We start from the raw sequence: 19857 nt of genomic DNA, 5'->3' as shown, positions 1-19857 counted from the left end.
GTCAAAGTCCTTCGAGATAGGCGCGCAGGCGGTCGGCGTCGTCGGGCGGCAGCGCCAGATAGCGCCGGCGCGCCGTAGACGCTTCGCCGGCATGCCAGCGGATCGCCTCGTCGAGCGTAGCGGCCCGGCCGTCGTGCAGGAACCGGTCGCCGCGCCGGACCGCGGCGGCGATGCCCCACAACGGCGCGGTCCGCCACTCCGAGCGCGAGGCGGTGCCCTCGGGGAAGCCGCCCTGCAGGCCGGGACCGAGGTCGTGCAGCAGCAGGTCGGTGAAGGCCGGGACCGGCCGGCCGGCGGCATCCGCCAGCGCCGGCACGTGGCATGCCGCGCAGCCGGTGTCGCGGAACAGCGCCCCGCCTGCCAGGTCGGTGGCGGGATCGGGGGCGGATCGCGGTGCCGGCAGGGCCGAGACATAGGCGACCAGGGCCCGCAGGGCGTCGCGCGGCACCTCGACCCCGTCGGCATTGCCGCCGTCGCCGTGCGGTGCCGCCAGGCAGGCGGTCTCGGCCGCCGTGCAGTCGCCGGCGTGGGCCGGCCGGGCGGGGGTCGACAGGCCGAGGTCGGTCGCCAGCGCCGCCTCGGTCTGGCTGGTCACGGTGGGCTCCAGGGCCTTCCAGCCGAACCGCCCGGTGCCGCGGCGGCCGGAGATCCCGTCGCCGTCGCGGTCGTCCGGGTCGGCCAGGGCGTCCAGGGTGGCGTCCGGGACCGAGACCAGCAGCCCCACGCCGTACAGGGCCGGCGCCCGTCGCGCTTCCAGGCGGGTCGCCCGGGCGAGCGGGCCGTAGGCCAGGGCGTCGAGCCGGATGCCGGTGACCGTCGGGCCGAGCGACGGGTCCGGCGACGGGTTCAGGTCGAACGCCACCGCCGCCTCGGGGGCGACGATCGCGGTCCCGAGCGGCTGGAGTTGCAACCCGTAGACCGGGTCGCCGGGGCCGGCGTCGGAGCCGAGCCGCACCACCAGGGCGCCCGGGTCGATCGTCGAATCCGGCCGGGCGGCGCTGCGGGTGCCGCCGCCGCCGGCGTGGCAGCCGGCGCAGGAGCGGGCGGCGTGCAGCGGGCCGAGGCCGTCGCTGCCGCGGGTCGAGGCCGGGGCCGGCACCCACAGCCGGTCGAACAGCGCCTTGCCGACCGCCACGTCGAGCGGATCGGCCCAGGCGGCGGTCGCCGACATCCAGGTGGCGACCAGGGCCCCGGCCAGGGTGGCGAGCAGGCGTCGCATCAGGCCACCGTCACGTAGCCCATCATGCCGGTGTCCTGGTGCTCGATGATGTGGCAGTGGAACATCCAGCGGCCGGGATTGTCGGCGACGAAGGCGATCCTCACCCGCTCCTTCGGGGTCAGCAGCACCGTGTCGGCCCAGTGCACCGGACGGTCGACCTTGTTGGATTCCAGCACCTTGAAGGTGTGGCCGTGCAGGTGGATCGGGTGCATGTGCGGGGTGACGTTGCGCAGCTCGAACACGTAGCTGCGCCCTTGCGTCAGCTCGGCGAGCGGCGGCGGCGGAAGCTCGTGGCCGCGCTCCGGCCAGGTCTGCCTGTTGATCGCCCAGTAGGTGGCGGTGTTCAGGCATAGCTCCCTGGACAGGTCGATGACCCCGCCGTCCGGGGTCTTCACGGTCTGGTTCACCGCCGTCGAGCTGAAGGTGAAGGGCAGCGCCTCGGCGTCGCGCAGGTCCGGCTCCGGCAGGGTCGGGGCGTACAGCGGCGCCGGATCGAAGTCCCCCGGGCTCGCTGGCATTTCGCCGTCGCCGACCAGGGTCATCAGGGGGACCGGGTCCTTGGCGAAGTAGTCGACGACCGTCGCTGTGCTGCCGGGCGCCGGGGCCCGCACCGCCACGTCCAGCCGCATCGCCGGGCCCATGCGCCAGGCGGTCAGCGGGAATGGCGACACCGCGTTGCCGTCGACCGCGATCACCGCGGCCTCGGCGCCCATGACCCCGACCTGGCTGACCCGGGTCACGTCCAGGTTCAGGATCCGCACCCGAACGTCGCGCCCGGCCGGGACCCGGACCGTCGGTGTCGCTTCGAAGTTGGTCGAGCGCACGGTGCCGAAAGTGCCGGCCTTGGCGGCGCCGGAATCGGTAAGGAAGTCCAGGAACCGACCCGTGCTCTCGTCAAGCCGCCAGTCCTTCAGCAGGCACAGCACGTCGGCGGCGTACGGTACCGGTGCGTCACCCTCGACCACTAGCACGCCGGCGAGGCCGCGGCCGACCTGCTGGACCGTGTCGCAGTGCGGGTGGAAGAAGAAGGTGCCGGTGTCCGGCAGGACGAAGCGGTAGTCGAAGTGCTCGCCGGTCCCGACCGGAGGCTGGGTGATGTAGGGCACCCCGTCCATGGCGTTCGGGATCCGCAGCCCGTGCCAGTGCACCGAGGTGTGCTCCGGCAGCCGGTTCTCCAGCCGCGTCTCCAGGGTATCGCCGCGCCGGGCGCGGATCACCGTCAGCGGCTGCTCGCCATAGGTCCACAGCGGCGACGCCGGGTGGTCCGGGCCGAGCAGGCGGGTCGGGCGCTCGGCGGCGGTCAGGGTGACCTTCCGGGTCGTCGGCGAGGCCGGCCCGGGCGCCGGCGGCAGCGGCCTTCGGGGCCGGAATCCGGCCGCCAGACCGGCGGTCGACAGTACCGCGACCGTCGCCGCGCCGCCGATCAGCAGGCGGCGGCGGCCGACCCTCGGCAGTCCATGTTCTGCGGTCATCGCGACCCCGCAGGCCGACGCCCACCGGCCTCCGTCGGCGGCGGCGTCAGTCCGAGTTGCACCAGTGCCCGTGCGAAGCACGACCGGCTCGACGTCTTCAGCGGCAGGAAAGGTTTGTCGTGGCGCTGGCAGAGATGCTTGACCCGCAGGCAGGCCGAGTGGCTGACGCAGTCGATCGGGCAAAGCACGGCATCGACCCGTTCGACCAGATCGTCGATGCGCTGCAGGGTCTCTTCCTTGCCGCCGTCGTGGTGCACCAGACTGGCCTGCCGGCGCTCGGCGACGTCGCGCAGGTGCGGCAGCAGGCCCGGCCGGCCACCGACATAGAGCAGCCGGCACGCGCCGCCCGGAATCCGCGGCGGCAGCGTCGCCGGGGCATCGGCGGCGAGCGCCGGCACGGTGGCGGAAGGCAGGGGGCCGGGGCGCTCGGCGGGCCGGAGCGCGGCGAGTTCGGTGGCGAGTCTCTCGACCTGGGCCTCCAGGTCGCGGGCCCGCACTCGAGCGGCCGCCAGGCTGCGCTCGCGCTTGGCCAGCTTGCGCTCGATAGCGCTGGCGACCGGGCGTCCGGGACGGGCGGCGGCGGCCTCGGCGGCGGTCAGCCGCTCGGACAGGCCGGCGATCCGGCGGTCGCGCTCCTCCAGCGCGGTCTGGGCATCCTGGGCGGCACGGGCGGTGCGGCCCAGGCGCTCGCGCAGCTCGGCGTTCTCGCGCTCGAGCTGGTCGACCCGGGCGGCCTGGTCGCGCACCGCGGCACCCTGCAGGTGCGACATCATGTGGACCTCGCCGAAGGCGCGGGCGCGCAGCTCCTGCGGGACGTGGCGGTGCGACAGCAAGGCCCAGTAGCCGCCGGCGACCCGACCGGACGCCTTGAACTCGTCCCAGAGGACGGCGAGCGCGCGGTCGTCCCGGGTGCGGGCGACCCGCCGTAAGGCGCCTTCGTGGCGGTGGTCGAGCAGCCGGTGCAGGGCGCGGGCGACGGCGCCCTCCTTGGTGGCCTGCTGGACGTAGTAGCCGTGGATCTCGTAGTCGGTGGCGTCGATCGGCGGGGTCAGCCGCAGCCGGCGGGTGAGCGCCGTCAGGTCCGATGTGGCGAGGCAGGTGCCGACGATCGAGCAGTGGAAGCCGCCGCCGATCTCCCAGAGCTTCAGCCGGCCGCCCGACGGTGCCGAATCCGGGGCAGCCTCGGGTGCCGCATCCGCGCCCGGTTCCGGGGCGGTGTGCGCGCCCCGGGCCGGGTCGTGGTCCGTCAGGCGGCCGGTGAAGATCATGGCGGCGGCCGGCTCAGTTCTTCCCGACGGTCGCCGGGTTGTCGAGGCTGTCCGACCCTTCGATCTCGATCTTCAGGTCGAGCGCGGCGACCACGCGCTCCACGGTCTTGGTCTGTGCGACCAGGCCGTCGATGGCGTCCTGGACGATCCTGTTCCCGGCCTCGTTGCCCTCGCCGATCATCTGGTCGTAGGCCATTTTGCCGCTGTCGGCGGTGACCTTCATGACCTGCATCCGGGCCTTGGTCGCCTCGAACGCCTTGCGCATCTCGTCGGCGGCCGCCTTGTCCTTGGCGGCGGCGAGATCGAGGATGCCCGGCCCCTCGACCACCGTGCCGTCGGTCCGCACGTAGCGGCCGGTGGCGATCGCCAGCATCCCGACCTGATCGTAGTAGTGCGAGTTGTGGGTGTTGTCGGAGAAGCAGTCATGCTCCTCCTCCGGGTCGTGCAGGATCAGGCCGAGCTTCATGCGCTCGCCGGCCAGTTCGCCGTAGGACAGGCTGCCGAGGCCGGTCAGGATGGCGGCCAGCGCGCCCTCGGTGCCCTTGCCCTCCAGCTCGGCGCGGGCCGGGCCGCCGGGCGCCCAGTTGGCGACCATCTCGGCCAGGTCGTCGACCAGCAGGTCGGTGGCGGCCACCAGGTAGGCGGCGCGCCGGTCGCAGTGGCCGTGGGTGCAGGTGGCGGTGTCGTAGTCGGTGTAGGGCCGGTTGCCGGCACCCGGGCCGGTGCCGTTCAGGTCCTGGCCCCACAGCAGGAACTCGATGGCGTGGTAGCCGATCGACACGTTGGCCTCGACCTCCTGGGCCTCGTGCAGGTCAGCGATCAGCTTCTTGTCGATGGTGGTGGCGTCGACCATGGTCGCGCCGACCCGGATCTTCGGGTTGGCGATCACGTTGGCGGTGTACAGCGGGTTGTGCGGCGCCTCGCTGCCGTAGCCGGCGTCGACGTAGTCGATCAGCCCCTCGTCCAGCGGCCAGGCGTTCACCCGGCCTTCCCAGTCGTCGACGATGGCGCTGCCGAACCGGAAACCCTCGGTCTGCTGGTAGGCCGGGCGGGCGGCGATCCAGGCGGCGCGGGCGGCCGCCAGGGTCTGCTCCGACGGGGCCGCGACCAGCTTGTCGACCGCCGCCTTCAGCGCGACCGCGCCGGTGTGGGCGTCCTGGTACATCGCATGGGCGATCGCCTGGTAGTTGGCGATCACCGCCTTGCCGTCGGGGGCGGTGGCGGTTGCTGCCGTCGGCAGTGCCGCGGCCGTGGCGAGCGCGACCGCCATGGCGGCGGTGCGGGTGAAGGCGATCATCCGGTCCCTCCCGGTGCTGGGCTCCTGCGGGGAGCGCCACACCGGTCGCCGGGTGGCGCTGACCGGGGCATTGGTATTGCGAACGCCTCGCAGTTTCAAGGGGTGTTTTGCGAGCCGGTCGCAATAAGTGCAGCAGAAGGGACGGCGGCAGGACTATCGCCAACGCCGCGGCATCGCCGCCGGCGGGGTGCGCCGGCTGGGTGGCGCGCGATCATGGCGCACCGGTCGGTCTATCGACCGGTGGCTTCCCGGGCGATCTCGTCCAGCAGGGCGTTGACCGCCGCCAGCGCCGCCTTCGAGACCTCGCTTCCGCGTTCGTCCAGACGCCGGAAGCCCACATGGACCTTGCCCGGCGCGTCCGCCGTCTCGTAGGCGAACAGGACGTAGGGACAGAAGGCGATGTTGGCCGCATCGGCTTCCATCGCCCGCCGCGACAGCACGGCGGAGCAGAACTGAATGGTCTCCGCGTGCTTGTAGATCGTCTTCTTGCCGCCGACGTCGTCGGACGTCCGCGCCAGCATGTCGCCGATGAAGGCTTCGTAGTCGATCGTGTACCCGCGGTTGATCACGGCATCGCGCAGGTCCAGACGGACGCCATCGAAGGTGGCTTCGACCACGTATTCGGTGACGTCCGAAGCGCGGGCGTGCAGCGGGAGTGCCATGGACGCGGCCACGGCGGCGCCGATCCACGCGTAGCGTAAGATTTTGGGCATGTGCTGTTCCTCCTCCCGTGCCGAGGCGAGGTCAGATTCTCGCAGGCCCAGCGTACCGCTTTCCGCTGCCGGCCGCGATTCGTTCGGCAGGTCGCGGGAGGAAGGGATGCGCCCGTCGGTGCCGTGGGTTCCGGCTCGACTGCGCCGAGGGCGGCGCATCCGTCCGGAATGACGATCGGAGAAGGGAAACCGGGCGCCCCTCTCTTCCTGTCGTCATTCCGGACCGGACCGCCGTCGGCGGGACGGAGCCGGAACCCATGAAGCGACGGGCTCCGCGGCCGGAGCCGACACTCCTCAGTGGTGCAGCATCGCCAGCTGGGCGGCCGGGTAGCGGTCGCCGTGGGCGGCTCCGGGCGGGAAGGCGGCGTCGAGGGCGGCCAGGTCGGCGGCCGACAGGGCGATCTCGGCGGCCGCGGCGTTGGCCTCCAGGTGCCTGACCCGCCGGGTCCCCGGGATCGCGACGATGTTGTCGGCCCGGGCCAGCACCCAGGCGATGGCGATCTGCGCCGGCGTGCAGCCCTTGGCGTCGGCGACCGCCCGCAGCTTGTCGACCAGCGCCAGGTTGTGCGCCAGGTTGTCGCCCTGGAAGCGCGGGTGCTCGCGCCGTCGGTCGCCCTCGCCGATGCTGTCGGCGCCGGCGACTTCGCCGCCCAGCATGCCGCGGCCGAGCGGCGAGTAGGCGACGTAGCCGATGCCGAGCTCGGCGGTCAGCGGCAGCACGTGCTGCTCGGAATCGCGCGACCACAGCGAGTACTCGGTCTGCAGGGCCGCGATCGGGTGCACCGCATGGGCCCGCCGGATGGTGTCGGGGGCCGCCTCGGACAGCCCGAGGAACCGCACCTTGCCCTGCTCGACCAGCCGGGCCATGGCGCCGACCGTGTCCTCGATCGGCACCGAGGTGTCGACCCGGTGCTGGTAGTACAGGTCGATGACGTCGATGCCGAGCCGCTTCAGGCTGGCCTCGCAGGCCTGCTGGACGTAGTCGGGTCGGCCGTCGGCCGCGGGCTTGCCGTCGGGGGTGCGGGTGTTGCCGAACTTCGAGGCGATGACGTAGCGGTCGCGCCTGCCCTTGATGGCGTTGCCGATCAGCTCCTCGTTCCGGCCGGCGCCGTAGGCGTCGGAAGTGTCGAGGTGGGTGACGCCGATCTCGGCGGCGCGGTGCAGGGTGGCGATCGACTCCGCCTCGTCGGCCGGACCGTAGAAGCCGGGCATCACCATGCAGCCGAGACCGATCACCGGCAGGTCGAGCCCGCCGCCCATTCGTCGGATGCGCATGGCCTGAACCCTCCCGTTCATTGTCTGACAACAGGCTAGGACGGCCAGCGGCCGTGCGTCCACCCGGGTGTCAGGCGGAGATCCGCCGCAGGCGCAGGGCGCCCACCGCAAGCAGCGCGCCGACCCCGGCGAGCAGGAACAGCCCGGCGTCGAAGCCGCCGGTGGCGTCGTACAGCACGCCGAGCAGGATCGGTCCGCCGGCACCGCCGATCTCGGCGGCCGAGAAGAACAGCCCGGTCGCGGTGCCTGCATACCGCTCGCCGACGCCGCGGGTCTCGACCAGTGTCAGGATGGCCACGGTCATCAGCGAGCTGCGGGCGATCCCCTGCAGCACCAGCCCGGCCATCAGGGTCGGCCCGGCGCCGGTGTCGAGCATCAGGCTGGCCAGCATGGCGGCCCCGCCGAGCCCGGCCAGCAGCACGAAGCGCCGTTCCGGCGTCGCCAGCCGCGGGATCAGCAGCGAGCCCATGATGCCGACGGCGGTCGGCACCGTCGCCCAGTAACCGGCTTCGGTGGCGGTCATGCCGCCGTGGCGCAGCAGCTCCGGCAGCCAGTTGTTGAGGCCGTGGTTGAAGCTGAAGATCCCGACCGCCATCAGAAGCAGAAGCCGGACGGCCGGCAGCCGGAACAGGTCGCCGACCACCTGGATCTGCTTCGGCCGCGGACCGCCGTCGGACCCGGCGTCGAGCCGGCGCGCCGCCGGGTGCAGCGACAGCAGCAGCCAGATCCCGGCACCGGCGAAGGTGGCGATCGACCACAGCTGCAGGGCGCGATGCCAGTCGTGGCCGACCGCCGGCATCACTATCGAATTGGTCATCGACAGTACGATCACCGAACCGAGCGCCGGCCCGGTGATGTAGATCCCCATGGCCAGCCCGCGCTGGCTGCCGGTGAACAGCTGGGCGACCGCCTTCGGGGCGCCGGACGACACGATCGGCCCGCCGATCCCGAACAGCCCGACCGCCAGCAGCAGGGTGGCGTAGTCGGCCGCGAAGCTGCGGGCGAGCCCGGAGGCGGCGACGATCAGCGCGCCGATGAACAGGGCGCGCCGGGCGCCCAGACGGTCGAGCAGGGCGCCGCAGGGAATGGCGGCGGCGATGTACACCAGCTGCCAGATGCCGAGCACGCTGCCCATGGCGGCGTGGCTGAGCCCCAGGTCGCGGGTGATCGGCGCGACGATCGGCGCCAGCGACACCGTGGTCATCCCGAAGCAGAGATAGACCAGCCAGATCCCGAACAGGATCAGCCAGCGCGCGCCGCCCAGCGCCGCCGTCGCATCGGTGCTGACCTGCGCCCCCGTCGACATCCGCTCAGTCCAGGAAGTCCCGGGTCCAGCGGTCGTAGTCGTCGCCGCGCGTCACCTGCTTCATCAGCTCGGCCGAGGCCACGCCCGGCAGGTCGGCCGGGGCGACGCCGTCGCGCAGCGCCTTCAGGGTGGCGTATACCGCCTGCACCCCGGCGGCGAATGGCTGGTGCCCCTGCAGGCAGATCCGCACGCCCTGCGACGCCAGGTAGTCCTTGTCCATCATCGCCTTGCCGGCGCCGCCCAGCATCAGCGGCAGCCGGGTCTCGGCGGCGATCGCCTCGAGCTGGGCACGGTCCTTCACGCCGACCAGGAAGATCGCGTCGACCCCGGTGTCCTGATAGGCCTTCACGCGGGCGATGCAGTCCTCGGTGCCGGTGATGCCGGCCGCACTGGTCCGCCCGAAGATGCACAACCCGGGATCGGATCGCCCGGCGACCGCCGCCTTCATCTTGCCGACGCCCTCCTCGATCGACAGCAGCTCGGTCTTGCCGCCGGAGCCGAACGGGCGCGGCAGCACGGTGTCCTCGATGCTGAGGCCGGAGATGCCCGCGACCTCCAGCTCCTCGACCGTGCGCTTGACGTTCAGCGCGTTGCCGTAGCCGTGGTCGGCGTCGACCATCAGCGGCAGCGACCCGGCCCGGCAGATTCGCCGCGCCTGGTCGGCGAACTCGCTCAGGGTCAGGACGATCAGGTCGGGCGCGCCCAGCACCGCCATCGACGCGACCGATCCGGCGAACATGCCGACCTCGAATCCGAGGTCCTCGGCGATGCGCGCCGAGATCGGGTCGTAGACCGATCCCGGATGCACGCAGCGCTCGCCCGACAGGACGGCGCGGAACTTCTCGCGCGGCGTGGTCGACCGCATGGGGCATCTCCGTTAACTGGTGGCGTGCCTGACGGCAAGGCGGGCCGGCATGTTAGCGCACGAAGCCGGGGGAAGGGCCAGTGCCTGCGCGCACGGACGGCTTTTTCCGGGACGAGCGGAGCGAAGCGCCGGTTCCGTCCCCCGCGCCTCGTCGCCCCGGTCGAGAGGCAGATCGCCCGGGCTTGTGGCGGGCCGCGGGCGACGCATCTGTTCGGGCGCCATCGATTTGGCGTATATTCGCCTCAAACATTAATCAAAAAACAGCGGGGCGATCATGGCTGTTCCCGGTATGCACGAGCTTGCTGGCCATGTTCCCAGCTATATCGCCGGGCCGGGCGGGGACGATGTTCTGTTCAGCAGGCTCTCCGTTTTCATCCTGCTCTTGGTCGTCTTGATCGGCGTGACGTACTTCAGGCTGCACGCGCTGCCGGAGAGTATTGCGCATCGCGAGAATCACGCTCAATTCCAGTTGGTGGGTGTCCTGTCGCTGGTTGCCCTGTTCACCCACGACAACATCTTCTGGATCGCTGCCCTGTTGCTTGCGGCAGTCCGATTGCCGAACTTCACGGCGCCGCTTCAGGCAATTGCCGACAATCTGAAGGAACTCGCGCGCCCGGCCGGCAGGCCGGCGGTGCAGGAGGCGCCGACCGCCGGGCCGATGCCGACGGCGAAGACGCCGGTCCCGAACGAGCCGGCCGACTGACCGGGGGCCCCGATGCTCGAGTTCCTCTTCTGCTCGCTGTTGACGATCCTGCCCGACTTCCTCGTCCGGCGTTACGTGCAGGGCAAACGCTGGGGCCAGGAGCTCACGATCTTCTCGATCTGGTACGAGCTCCGTTGGGGGATTACGGCCTGCCTGATCCTGACGTTGAGCATCATCACGATCGTCTTCTACTACCATCCGTCCACCCGCAGCGTGACGTCGCTGTTCCGTACCATCACCATCCTCCCGGAGGCCGGGGGACGGGTGAGCGAAGTGTTCGTGCGCAACAACCAGAAGGTCCAAGCCGGTACGGTTCTCTTCACGCTCGACGATGCCCGCCAGCGCGCGGCCGTCGACGCTGCCAAGCGTCGGGTCGAGGAGGTCGAGGCGGCGATCGTGGTGGCCGACGCGGACCTGCTGGCGGCCGGTGGCCAGGTGCGGCAGGCAGAGGGCTCCTATCAGCAGACCTTCGACGAGCTTGCGAGGAAGAAGGAACTCGCCGGCCGCAACGCTTCGACCGTCACCAGGGCCGAGATCGACAGGCTCACCAACGAGTTGGCCAGCCGGCGGGGGGCGCTGGAGGCGGCGCACGCCCAGCAGGCTGCCGTCGAGAAGCAGATCTCGGTGCTGTTGCCGGCCCAGCGTGCGAGCGCGGTTGCCGCGCTGACGCAGGCGGAGGTCGAGTTGGACAAGACGGTGATCTATGCCGGTGTGCCGGGAACGATCGAGCAGTTCGCCCTGCAGCCCGGCGATTTCGTCAGTCCGGTCCTGCGCCCGGCGGGGATCCTGGTGCCTTCGGACGTGACCGGGCGCCGGTTCCAGGCCGGTTTCGACCAGCTGGCCGCTCAGGTGCTCAAGGTCGGGATGATTGCCGAAATCAGCTGCCTGTCGCACCCGTTCAGGGTGTTCCCGATGGTGATCGTCGAAGTACAGGACGTGATCGCCAGCGGGCAGTTCCGCCCCTCCGACACGCTGCGCGACGTGCGGGCGGTCGCTCGGCCCGGTTCGATCACGGCGTTCATGGAACCGCTCTACACCGGCGAAGACATCGATATCCTTCCCGGCAGCTCCTGCGCGGCCAATGCCTATACCGACAACCACGACCTCATAGCGGCCGGGGGGCTGGGGATGGGCGAGTGGCTATTCTACCATCTGGTCGACACGGTCGGACTGGTCCACGCGATCCTGCTTCGCGCTCAGACGCTGCTCCTGCCGATCCGCGCCCTGGTGTTCAGCGGGCATTGAGGATCCGACCCGAGCCCTCTTCCCTCGGACCGGGAAGCCGCCCACCATACGGCGATCGTTCGCCATGGGGGAAAGCATGCTCGCGCTCACGGGTTACGTCGACCGGCTCTCGGCAGCGCCGGGCGGGACGCTTTCGTTCAACGTCAGCAGCACGCTCGGCGAAGACTACACCGCCGATCTCGTGCGTATCCGCTGCGCCGACCCGAACCCGGCCGGGCCGGGCCTGAAGCTTCTGCCGGTCGACGTCCCGTTCGGCGGCCGGTTCCCGTCGCGCGCCCAGCCGGTGCACCTCGGCTCCTACGGCCGGATCGACACGCCGGCCGAGCTGGTGGACGTGCCGGTGCTGACCTTGTCGGCCCTGGTCTGGCCGACCCTGCCCGATCGCGGGCCGCAGGCGATACTGACGGTGGGCGACCCGGACGGCGGCGAAGGTGTCGGCCTTGAGGTCGGGCCGCGCGGGGCGGCGTTGCGGGTTTCGTCCGATCCGTCCGGCACGGTCGCGACCGGCGAGCCGCTGGTCGCCCGCGCCTGGTACCGCATCGAGGCCACCATCGATTCCCGCGCCGGCATCGTGCGGGTCGCCCAGGTGCCGCTCGACCCTGTGCGACTGGGGCTGCAGGCGGCCTCCGCGACCGCGACCCTCCGGCTGCCGGAACGCCCCGGCCCGGGCGTGATGCTGGCCGCCGCCCCCGGGAGCGAGGTGCCTGCCGTCCGCCACTACGACGGCAAGCTCGAGGCGCCGATGCTGGTCGCCGGCACCCTCGACGCGGACGGCGCCCCGGCCGGCACCGTGCTCGCCGCCTGGGATCTCGGGCGCGGGATCGACGGTGTCCGGGTCGAGGACATCGGTCCCGGCTTCTATCACGGCGCTCTGGTCAACCTGCCGACCCGCGGCGTCACCGGCGCGCGCTGGACCGGCCGCGAGATGTGCTGGCGGCACGCGCCGGACGAGTACGCGGCGATCCACTTCCACAGCGACGACCTGTACGACTGCGGCTGGGAGACCGGCTTCACCTTCACCGTGCCGGAGGGCATGCCGTCGGGGGTCTACGGCGCCCGGCTGCGCTGTGCCGGGCACGAGGACATCATCCCGTTCTACGTCACGCCGGCGCCCGGCGCGCCGACGGCCAAGGTGCTGTTCATCGGCTCGACCTACACCTTCCAGGCCTATGCCAACCATCAGCGCGGCAACCTGGACGACGCGTTCCGGGCCCGCATCCGCGACTGGGGCGCCTATCCGCACAATCCCGACGACCACCACGACTACGCCCACTCGACCTACAACCGGCACCCCGACGGCTCCGGCGTGGCGCTGTCGTCGCGGCTCAGGCCGATCCTGACCATGCGGCCCGGCTTCCTGACCTTCAACGACGCCCGCGGCTCCGGCCTGCGTCACTTCCCGGCCGACAGCCACGTGACCGACTGGCTGGAGGCCAAGGGCATCGCCTACGACGTGCTGACCGACGAGGACATCGACGAGGGCGGCGCCGAGATCCTGCGGCCGTATTCGGTGGTCCTGACCGGCTCGCACCCGGAGTACCACACCCCGGGCACCCTGGACGCGCTCGAGGGCTACACCCGCGGCGGCGGCCGGCTGTGCTACCTCGGCGGCAACGGCTTCTACTGGCGGATCGCCCGCAACCCGGACCTGCCGGGGGTGATCGAGGTGCGCCGCGCCGAGACCGGCATCCGGGCCTGGGCGGCCGAGACCGGCGAGTACTACAACCAGCTCGACGGCGGGCTCGGCGGGCTGTGGCGGCGCAACGCCCGGCCGCCGCAGCGGCTCGCCGGCGTCGGGTTCTCGTCGCAGGGCCTGTTCGAGGGCGGCTGGTACCGTCGGCTGCCGGCCGCCGACGATCCGAAGGTCTCCTGGATCTTCGAGGGCGTGCCGGAGCAGGTCATCGGCGATTTCGGGCTGTCGGGCGGCGGTGCCGCCGGCTTCGAGCTGGACCGCGCCGATCCGACGCTCGGCACCCCGCCGGGCACCGTGGTGCTGGCGTCGTCCGAGGGCCACGGGCCGAGCTTCATCCCGGTGTTCGAGGACCTGCTGAGCCACGTCAACACGCTGAACGGCGAGCCGCGCGACCGGTTGGTGCGGGCCGACATGATCTACGCCGACCTGCCGTCCGGCGGGGCGCTGTTCAGCGTCGGCTCGATCACCTTCTGCGGCAGCCTCTCGCACGACGGCTACGACAACCCGGTGTCGCGCATCCTGGAGAACGTGGTCCGGCGGTTCGCGGGGGTGTAAGGGCGAGCGCTCGTCGCTGCGTGGGTTCCGGCTCCGTCTCGCCTTTGGTGGCGATCCGGTCCGGAATGACGTCAGGGAGAGGGAGGCGCCGCTACCCCCTCTTTGACGTCATTCCGGATGGACGCGCCGCCCTGGCGCGGCCGAGCCGGAACCCACGGAGCGACGGGCGTTCGCCGGACGGCGCTCAAGCCGCCCGCTCGATCGCCGCGGCTTCCAGCCCGAAAAGCAGGCGCAGGTAGTTCTGCAGGTGGCGGAGCTGCTGGGCGACGATCCGGGCGTCGTCGAGGGTGCGCGAGACGATGAACGCGCCCTCGAACACCACGGTGACCGCGTCGGCCAGGCTGTCGGCGTCGACCGGCAGGCGCGGCTCGGACCTAGCCGCCGCCGCGCGCAGCTTGTCGGCGATCCGGGTGCGCCAGACCAGCATCGAGTCGCGCATGACCTCCGTGGTCCGGTCCTCGAATAGGCCGGCCTCGTAGCAGAACGACGCGAACAGGCAGCCGGGGTAGGGGGTCGTCCACTGCTCGGCGATGTCGATGAACTGCTCCAGGAACAGCAGGAGCTGGAGTGCCGGGTCCGGCGTCGCCTGCTCGGCGGCTTCCATCTTGCCGGCCAGCTGCCGGGTGTCGCGGCGGGCGTAGCGCTCGGCCAGCTCATGGGCCAGGTCGACCTTGGTCGGGAAATGGTAGAAGAACGTGCCCTTGGTGATGCCGGCCCGGGCGATGATCTGGTCGATGGCGGTGGCCGAATAGCCCTGCGCCATGATCAGCTCCTCGGCCGCGTCCATGATCGCCTTGTGCGTCTTCTCGCCGTTGCGTGCCACCAGGTCCTCTCCCGTCGGTCGGCCGGGGCCCGCCCCGGTTGCGCTGGGCCGCCTCTTACCGACCAGTTAGTTTAAATTTGATTGACGCCCCGTCACGGAATTTTTATACCGACCACCCAGTTCAAAATGCCCCGGGGTGAGTGCCGTGGTTACGCAGGCCGCGCAGCGCCTTTCGACGGTTCCCGATCAGACGACGCCTCGGCCTCGACCGATGCCGTTCGCCAGCCGCACCCGCCTGCGCTGCGCGACCGTCGAGGATGCCCGGGCGATTGCCGAACTGATCGCGATCGCCGGCGAGGGCATCCCGATCTGGGTGTGGCGCGAGGAGGCCGAGGACGGCCGCGACCCGCTGTCCGTCGGGGCGGAGCGCGCGGCCCGTCCGGACAGCATGTTCTCCTATCGCAACGCGATCCTGGCCGAGCACGACGGCGAGGTGGCCGGCATGATGCTCGGCTTCCGCGTCGACCAGCCGACTGGGCGGAACTGGGCCGCCCTGGCGGCCGTGCCGTCGCCGCTGCGGCCGATCGTCGAGCTCGAGTACCGGGTGCCGGGGGCGTTCTACATCAACGCCCTGGCGGTGTTCGAGCGGTTCCGGGACCTCGGCATCGGCACCCGCCTGCTGCAGGCCGCGGCCAGCCGGGCGACGGCGCTCGGCTGCACGCGGCTGGCCCACCAGGTGTTCAGCGGCAACCGGGCGGCCGTCCGCCTGTACGAGCGCAACGGTTTCCGCCAGATCGATTCGCGTCCCATCGAGCCGCATCCCGGCCATTCGCTGGAAGGCCGAGTCCTGCTGATGGTGCGCCCGCTGTAGCCGGGGCGTGGCCGCCGGGTGACCCGGCGGCCCGGTGGTGCTATCCACGGGGCATGTCGCTCCCGGATCCCGTCGACCGTCATCCCGACCCGCTCGCCCCGGCCGCTACGATGCTGGCCGGGGCGCGGGCTGCACTTGCCGAGGTATTCGGCTTCCAGGACTTCCGTCCCGGCCAGGAGGCGGTGGTGGCCAGCCTGCTGGCCGGCCGCGACACCCTGGCGGTGATGCCGACCGGTGCGGGCAAGTCGCTGTGCTTCCAGCTGCCGGCGGTGATCGACGACGGCCTGACCGTGGTGGTCTCGCCGCTGATCGCGCTGATGGACGACCAGGTCCGCGGCCTGCGGCTGCAGGGCGTGGCCGCCGGGGCGCTGCATTCCGGGCGCAGCCGAGAGGACAACGCCGAGACCTGGCGCGACGCCATGGCCGGCCGGCTGCGGCTGCTGTACGCGGCACCGGAGCGGCTGATGCTCGACGGCGTGATGGACGGGCTGTCGCGGATCAGGCTGTCGCGGATCGTGGTCGACGAGGCGCACTGCATCAGCCGCTGGGGTCACGCGTTCCGGCCCGAATACCTGGCCCTGCCGAAGCTGCGGGCCCGCTTCCCCGGCGTGCCGGTGGCGGCGTTCACCGCGACCGCCGACGCCCCGACCCGGCGCGACATCGTCGAGATCCTGTGCGGCGGCGACGCCGCCGAGTTCGTGTTCGGCTTCGACCGGCCGAACCTGACCATCCGGATTGCCGAGAAGCGCGACCCGCTGCGCCAGGTCCTGGCGATCCTCGACGACCACCGGGGCCAGAGCGGCATCGTCTACCGGCTGTCGCGCAAGTCGGTCGAGGAGACCGCCGCCGACCTGGTCCGCCAGGGCTACACCGCGCTGCCGTATCACGCCGGCATGCCGGCGGAGGTGCGGGCGGAGAACCAGGACCGGTTCGTCAGCGAGGACGGCATCGTGATGGTCGCGACCATCGCGTTCGGCATGGGCATCGACAAGCCGGACGTTCGGTTCGTGGTCCATGTCGACCTGCCGAGCTCGGTCGAAGCCTACTACCAGGAGATCGGGCGCGCCGGCCGCGACGGCCTGCCGTCGACGGTGACCATGCTGTACGGCTTGGCGGACATCCGTCAGCGCCGCCGGTTCATCGACGAATCGGACGCGCCGGAGGAGCAGCGCCGGGTCGAGCACCAGCGCCTCAACGCCCTGCTCGGCGTGTGCGAGACCACCGAGTGCCGGCGCCGCGCCCTGCTGCGGACCTTCGGCGAGGAGCTGGAGAAGCCCTGCGGCAACTGCGACGTCTGCCTGGAGCCGCCGGAGGTGCTGGACGGCACGGTGCCGGCCCAGAAGGTGCTGTCGGCGATCCTGCGGACCGGCTCGCGGTTCGGGTCGGGGCACATCATCGACGTGCTGACCGGCCACATGAACGACGCCATCGAGCAGTACGGCCACGATTCCCTGCCGACCTTCGGGGTTGGGAGCGAGTTCGACAAGAACGGCTGGCGCTCGGTGGTCCGGCAGTTGGTGGCGACCGGCGTGGTCGACATCGATACCACCGGATACGGGGCGCTGCAGCTGGGGCCGCGCGGCCGCGCCGTGCTCAAGGGCGAGGAGACGGTCGGCCTGCGGCGACCGTCGGCCGCCAAGACCAGGCGCCGGCGCGGCGACGGCGCCGCGGCACCGAGCGCCTCGCCGGAGAACGCCGGCCTGCTGTCGCGGCTGAAGGCGCTGCGACTGGCGATCGCCCAGGAACTCGGCATTCCCGCGTACACGGTGTTCCACGACCGCACGCTGATCGAGCTGGCCGAGCGCCGGCCGCGCGACCTCGACGCCATGTCGAGCGTCCACGGCGTCGGCGCCGCCAAGCTGACCAAGTTCGGCCCGCGCTTCCTCGAGGCGATCGCCGCGGGGTAGCGGTACGTCTCTGCGGGGTCCCGGATCGCGCCGAGCGCGTCCGGGATGAGGGTGTTTGTGGCTTCAATGGCCTCATCCCGGACCGGTCCGCCGCAGGCGGGGCGGATCCGGGACCCATGCCACGGAGCGACGGGCGCCCCGCTACTCCGCGGCCTGCTCGCGTGCCCGGCGCAGGCCCTTGTCCCACTTCTCGAGCCACCAGGCGTACTGGTGCGGCCACTTCTCGAAGTCCGGGTCGATGTCGAAGTGCTGGGCGGCGTGCAGCGCCCAGAACGGGTCGACCAGGGCCTGCCGCCCGATGGCGATCAGGTCGGCGCGGCCGTCCTGCAGGATCTGCTCGGCGAAGTCCGGCTCGCGGATCAGGCCGACCGCCATGGTCTTGATCCCGACCTCGTGCTTGATCCGCTCGGCGAACGGCACCTGGAAGCCGGGGCCGCGCGTCAGGTTGGCATTGGTGGCGCCCTTCGGGCTGTTGCCGCCGGACGAGCAGTCGATGACGTCGACGCCGCGCGCCTTCAGCTCGTGGGCCAGCGCCACGCTGTCGTCGATCTCCCAGCCGCCGTCGATACCGTCGACCGAGGAGATGCGCACGAACAGCGGCTTGTCCTTCGGCCAGACCGCCCGGACCGCCTCGGCGACCTCGAGCGGGAACCGCATGCGTCCCTGCCGGTCGCCGCCGTAACTGTCGTTGCGCTTGTTGGACAGCGGCGACAGGAACGACTGCAGCAGATAGCCGTGCGCCATGTGGATCTCGACGACCTCGAAGCCGGCCTCCAGCGCGCGCTCGGCGGCGTCGGCGAAGTCCTGCCGGGTCTTCTTCAGGTCGGCGTCGTCCATCATCTTCGGCAGCAGCCAGCCCTCGGCCAGCGCGTTCTCCGACGGGCCGAGCGGCTTCCAGAGCCGGTCGCCCTTGGCGATCTCCGCTGCGCCGACCGGGCCGCCGCCTTCCCACGGCCGCTGGGTGCTGGCCTTGCGGCCGCCATGGCCGATCTGCACCGCCGGGACCGAGCGCTGCTGCTTGATGAAGTCGGTGATCGGCCGGAACGCCGCGACCTGATCGGCGTTGTAGAGCCCGGGGCAGCCGTTGGTGATCCGGCCCTCCTCGGAGATGCCGGTCGCCTCGACGATGACGGTGCCGGCGCCGCCCATGGCGAATTTCCCGTAATGCACCAGATGATAGGTGCCGGGGATGCCGTCGACCGCGGAATACTGGTCCATCGGGGAGATCACGATGCGGTTGGGCAGGGTGACGGACGCGATGGTGAGCGGCTCGAAGAGCAGCGGGAGGGTGGATGTCATGGGGCTACTCCGGAATTCTGGACGCCGTCATGAAAGCGGCCGGGCCGGACCTTGGCAAGGGGCGAGGACCTGTCAGCGGTCGTTGACTCGGCCCTGCCGCCGGGAGATGAGATGGCCATGCGCCAGTTGCTCGCCTTGACCGTGGCGATCGCCACCGCGGCCTGCTCGACGGCGGCTCCGCCGACCTCGTCGCGGCCGGTGGAGCGGTCGGCGACTGCCTTGCCGCTGCCGACCCCGAGGCCGGCTGCGGCCGGCGCTGACCGGTCCCGGTTCCCGGTTCCGCGCCCGGTTCCGCGTCCGGTTCCGCGCGAGGGGCGACCGGCGGGCGAGCCGTTCGACCTCGACCGGCTGGGCGGGGCGACCGAATCGGCCGTGCTGGCGCTGATCGGCGATCCGGACGCGGTCCGGCAGCAGCCGCCGGGCAAGGTCTGGATCTACGGTCACGGCGGCTGCCGGATCGAGGTCTACCTGTATCCCAGCGTCGACGTCGGCAGCATGGCGGTGCTGGGAACGGCGCTGATCCCGGCCGATCTGCCGGCCGCCGAGCAGGAGCGCTGCCGGCGCGGCCTGGCCCACCGGACGATGGCGAAGCAGTGAGCGCGCCGGCATGACGGACGGCGCCCGGATCCTGGTGGTCGACGACGATTCGATCATCCGTGAGACCCTGACGCTCAACCTCGAGGATCAGGGTTTCGAGGTCGACGGCCTGGCGAGCGGCGAGGCGCTGCTGGAGCATCTCGAGGCCGGCGGCGGCGCCGACCTGATCCTGCTCGACTGGAAGATGGGCAGGCTCAGCGGTCTCGATACGCTGCGCGAGATGTCGCGACGCGGCGTCGAGGTCCCGGTGATCTTCCTCACCAGCCTGACCGACCAGATCTACGAGGAGGCGGCGCTGGCGACCGGCGCGCTCGACTTCATCGACAAGTCGCGCAGCTTCTCGATCCTGCTGCACCGGGTGCGGACCGTTCTCGCCGGCCGGCGGGTGGCGGGCGGCGCCGACGGGACGGCCGCGGGCGGCGACGGTCAGGGGATCGAGCGGATCGGCGGGCTGACCCTCGACCCCGACGTCGGCCGTGCCTACTGGCGCGACCAGCTGGTGCCGCTGACCCTGACCGAGTTCCAGATCGTCCATGCGCTGGCGGCCGCGGCCGGGCGCGACATGCGGTATCGCGAGATCTACGACCTGGTCCACGGCGACGGGTTCCGGGCCGGTGCCTCGGGCGACGGCTACCGCGCCAACGTGCGCGGCTTCATCAAGCGGATCCGGCGCAAGTTCGAGGAGATGGATCCGGCGTTCTCGGAGATCGAGAACTATCCGGGCTTCGGATACCGCTGGCGCGCCCAGGAGCCGGGGGGCCGGGAACCAGGGGGTCAGAAGGCCGGGGAGGGCGGGGCGTGAGCCCCGG

General features: G+C 71.6%; 17 protein-coding genes. 7 read left to right on the top strand and 10 right to left on the bottom strand.

The window, feature by feature from the left end; translation table 11 throughout:
- Window position 1: 1 nt before the first annotated feature.
- The 8 genes from IE246_RS05695 to IE246_RS05660 all read right to left on the bottom strand — a co-directional run bounded on the left by IE246_RS05695 (window position 2) and on the right by IE246_RS05660 (window position 9415).
- Complete coding sequence (locus IE246_RS05695; RefSeq protein ID WP_229836443.1) at window positions 2-1219, bottom strand: di-heme oxidoredictase family protein; 1218 nt, start codon at window positions 1217-1219, stop codon at window positions 2-4.
- Window positions 1219-2691 (bottom strand): multicopper oxidase family protein, encoded by a 1473-nt coding sequence (locus tag IE246_RS05690; RefSeq protein WP_189987969.1) that lies wholly within the window; start codon window positions 2689-2691, stop codon window positions 1219-1221. Before IE246_RS05690 ends, IE246_RS05695 begins: the two co-directional genes overlap by 1 nt.
- Window positions 2688-3959, bottom strand: coding sequence for a DUF2325 domain-containing protein (locus IE246_RS05685; RefSeq protein WP_189987968.1), 1272 nt, complete (start codon window positions 3957-3959; stop codon window positions 2688-2690). The genes IE246_RS05690 and IE246_RS05685 overlap by 4 nt, the downstream gene beginning before the upstream one ends.
- 13 nt (window positions 3960-3972) lie before the next feature.
- On the bottom strand, window positions 3973-5256 hold the full coding sequence (locus IE246_RS05680; protein ID WP_189987967.1) for an imelysin family protein: 1284 nt from the start codon (window positions 5254-5256) through the stop codon (window positions 3973-3975).
- Between the two features lie 230 nt (window positions 5257-5486).
- Window positions 5487-5969, bottom strand: coding sequence for a DUF302 domain-containing protein (locus IE246_RS05675; RefSeq protein WP_189987966.1), 483 nt, complete (start codon window positions 5967-5969; stop codon window positions 5487-5489).
- A 294-nt stretch (window positions 5970-6263) separates the two neighbouring features.
- Window positions 6264-7244, bottom strand: a complete 981-nt coding sequence (locus IE246_RS05670; protein WP_189987965.1) for an aldo/keto reductase — start codon at window positions 7242-7244, stop codon at window positions 6264-6266.
- 70 nt (window positions 7245-7314) lie between these two features.
- Window positions 7315-8550, bottom strand: a complete 1236-nt coding sequence (locus IE246_RS05665; protein WP_189987964.1) for an MFS transporter — start codon at window positions 8548-8550, stop codon at window positions 7315-7317.
- Window positions 8551-8554: 4 nt separating this feature from the next.
- On the bottom strand, window positions 8555-9415 hold the full coding sequence (locus tag IE246_RS05660; RefSeq protein WP_189987963.1) for an isocitrate lyase/PEP mutase family protein: 861 nt from the start codon (window positions 9413-9415) through the stop codon (window positions 8555-8557).
- Between the two features lie 274 nt (window positions 9416-9689).
- Between IE246_RS05660 and IE246_RS05655 the strand changes: the two genes are divergently transcribed.
- The 3 genes from IE246_RS05655 (at window position 9690) to IE246_RS05645 (ending at window position 13611) form a co-directional block, all read left to right on the top strand.
- Window positions 9690-10118 (top strand): hypothetical protein, encoded by a 429-nt coding sequence (locus tag IE246_RS05655; protein ID WP_189987962.1) that lies wholly within the window; start codon window positions 9690-9692, stop codon window positions 10116-10118.
- 12 nt (window positions 10119-10130) lie between these two features.
- Window positions 10131-11363, top strand: coding sequence for an HlyD family secretion protein (locus tag IE246_RS05650; RefSeq protein ID WP_189987961.1), 1233 nt, complete (start codon window positions 10131-10133; stop codon window positions 11361-11363).
- A 76-nt stretch (window positions 11364-11439) separates the two neighbouring features.
- Window positions 11440-13611, top strand: coding sequence for a N,N-dimethylformamidase beta subunit family domain-containing protein (locus IE246_RS05645; protein WP_189987960.1), 2172 nt, complete (start codon window positions 11440-11442; stop codon window positions 13609-13611).
- Window positions 13612-13795: 184 nt separating this feature from the next.
- Here the strand turns inward: IE246_RS05645 and IE246_RS05640 are convergent, their stop codons facing one another.
- Entirely contained in the window at window positions 13796-14434 is a 639-nt protein-coding gene (locus IE246_RS05640; protein WP_189987959.1) for a TetR/AcrR family transcriptional regulator, read from the bottom strand.
- 211 nt (window positions 14435-14645) lie between these two features.
- On the opposite strand from IE246_RS05640, the gene IE246_RS05635 reads away from it, so the two are divergent.
- Together IE246_RS05635 and recQ are read left to right on the top strand one after the other, a co-directional pair.
- Entirely contained in the window at window positions 14646-15245 is a 600-nt protein-coding gene (locus tag IE246_RS05635) for a GNAT family N-acetyltransferase (RefSeq protein WP_189987958.1), read from the top strand.
- A 53-nt stretch (window positions 15246-15298) separates the two neighbouring features.
- On the top strand, window positions 15299-17152 hold the full coding sequence (recQ, locus tag IE246_RS05630; protein ID WP_229836439.1) for a DNA helicase RecQ: 1854 nt from the start codon (window positions 15299-15301) through the stop codon (window positions 17150-17152).
- 141 nt (window positions 17153-17293) lie between these two features.
- Here the strand turns inward: recQ and IE246_RS05625 are convergent, their stop codons facing one another.
- Window positions 17294-18451 (bottom strand): NADH:flavin oxidoreductase/NADH oxidase, encoded by a 1158-nt coding sequence (locus IE246_RS05625; RefSeq protein ID WP_189987957.1) that lies wholly within the window; start codon window positions 18449-18451, stop codon window positions 17294-17296.
- A gap of 117 nt (window positions 18452-18568) precedes the next feature.
- Here IE246_RS05625 and IE246_RS05620 point away from each other — a divergent pair, with 117 nt between their 5' ends.
- Window positions 18569-19048, top strand: coding sequence for a hypothetical protein (locus IE246_RS05620; RefSeq protein WP_189987956.1), 480 nt, complete (start codon window positions 18569-18571; stop codon window positions 19046-19048).
- 10 nt (window positions 19049-19058) lie between these two features.
- The gene (locus IE246_RS05615) at window positions 19059-19850 is read left to right on the top strand and encodes a response regulator transcription factor (RefSeq protein ID WP_189987955.1); all 792 of its coding nucleotides are present in this window, start codon (window positions 19059-19061) and stop codon (window positions 19848-19850) included.
- The last annotated feature ends 7 nt before the right edge of the window (window positions 19851-19857 follow it).

Source organism: Thalassobaculum fulvum (assembly GCF_014652915.1).
In the GTDB taxonomy this organism is placed as follows: domain Bacteria; phylum Pseudomonadota; class Alphaproteobacteria; order Thalassobaculales; family Thalassobaculaceae; genus Thalassobaculum_A; species Thalassobaculum_A fulvum.
Note: the sequence above shows the minus strand (reverse complement) of the source record. Positions and strands in the feature narration are given on the sequence as shown.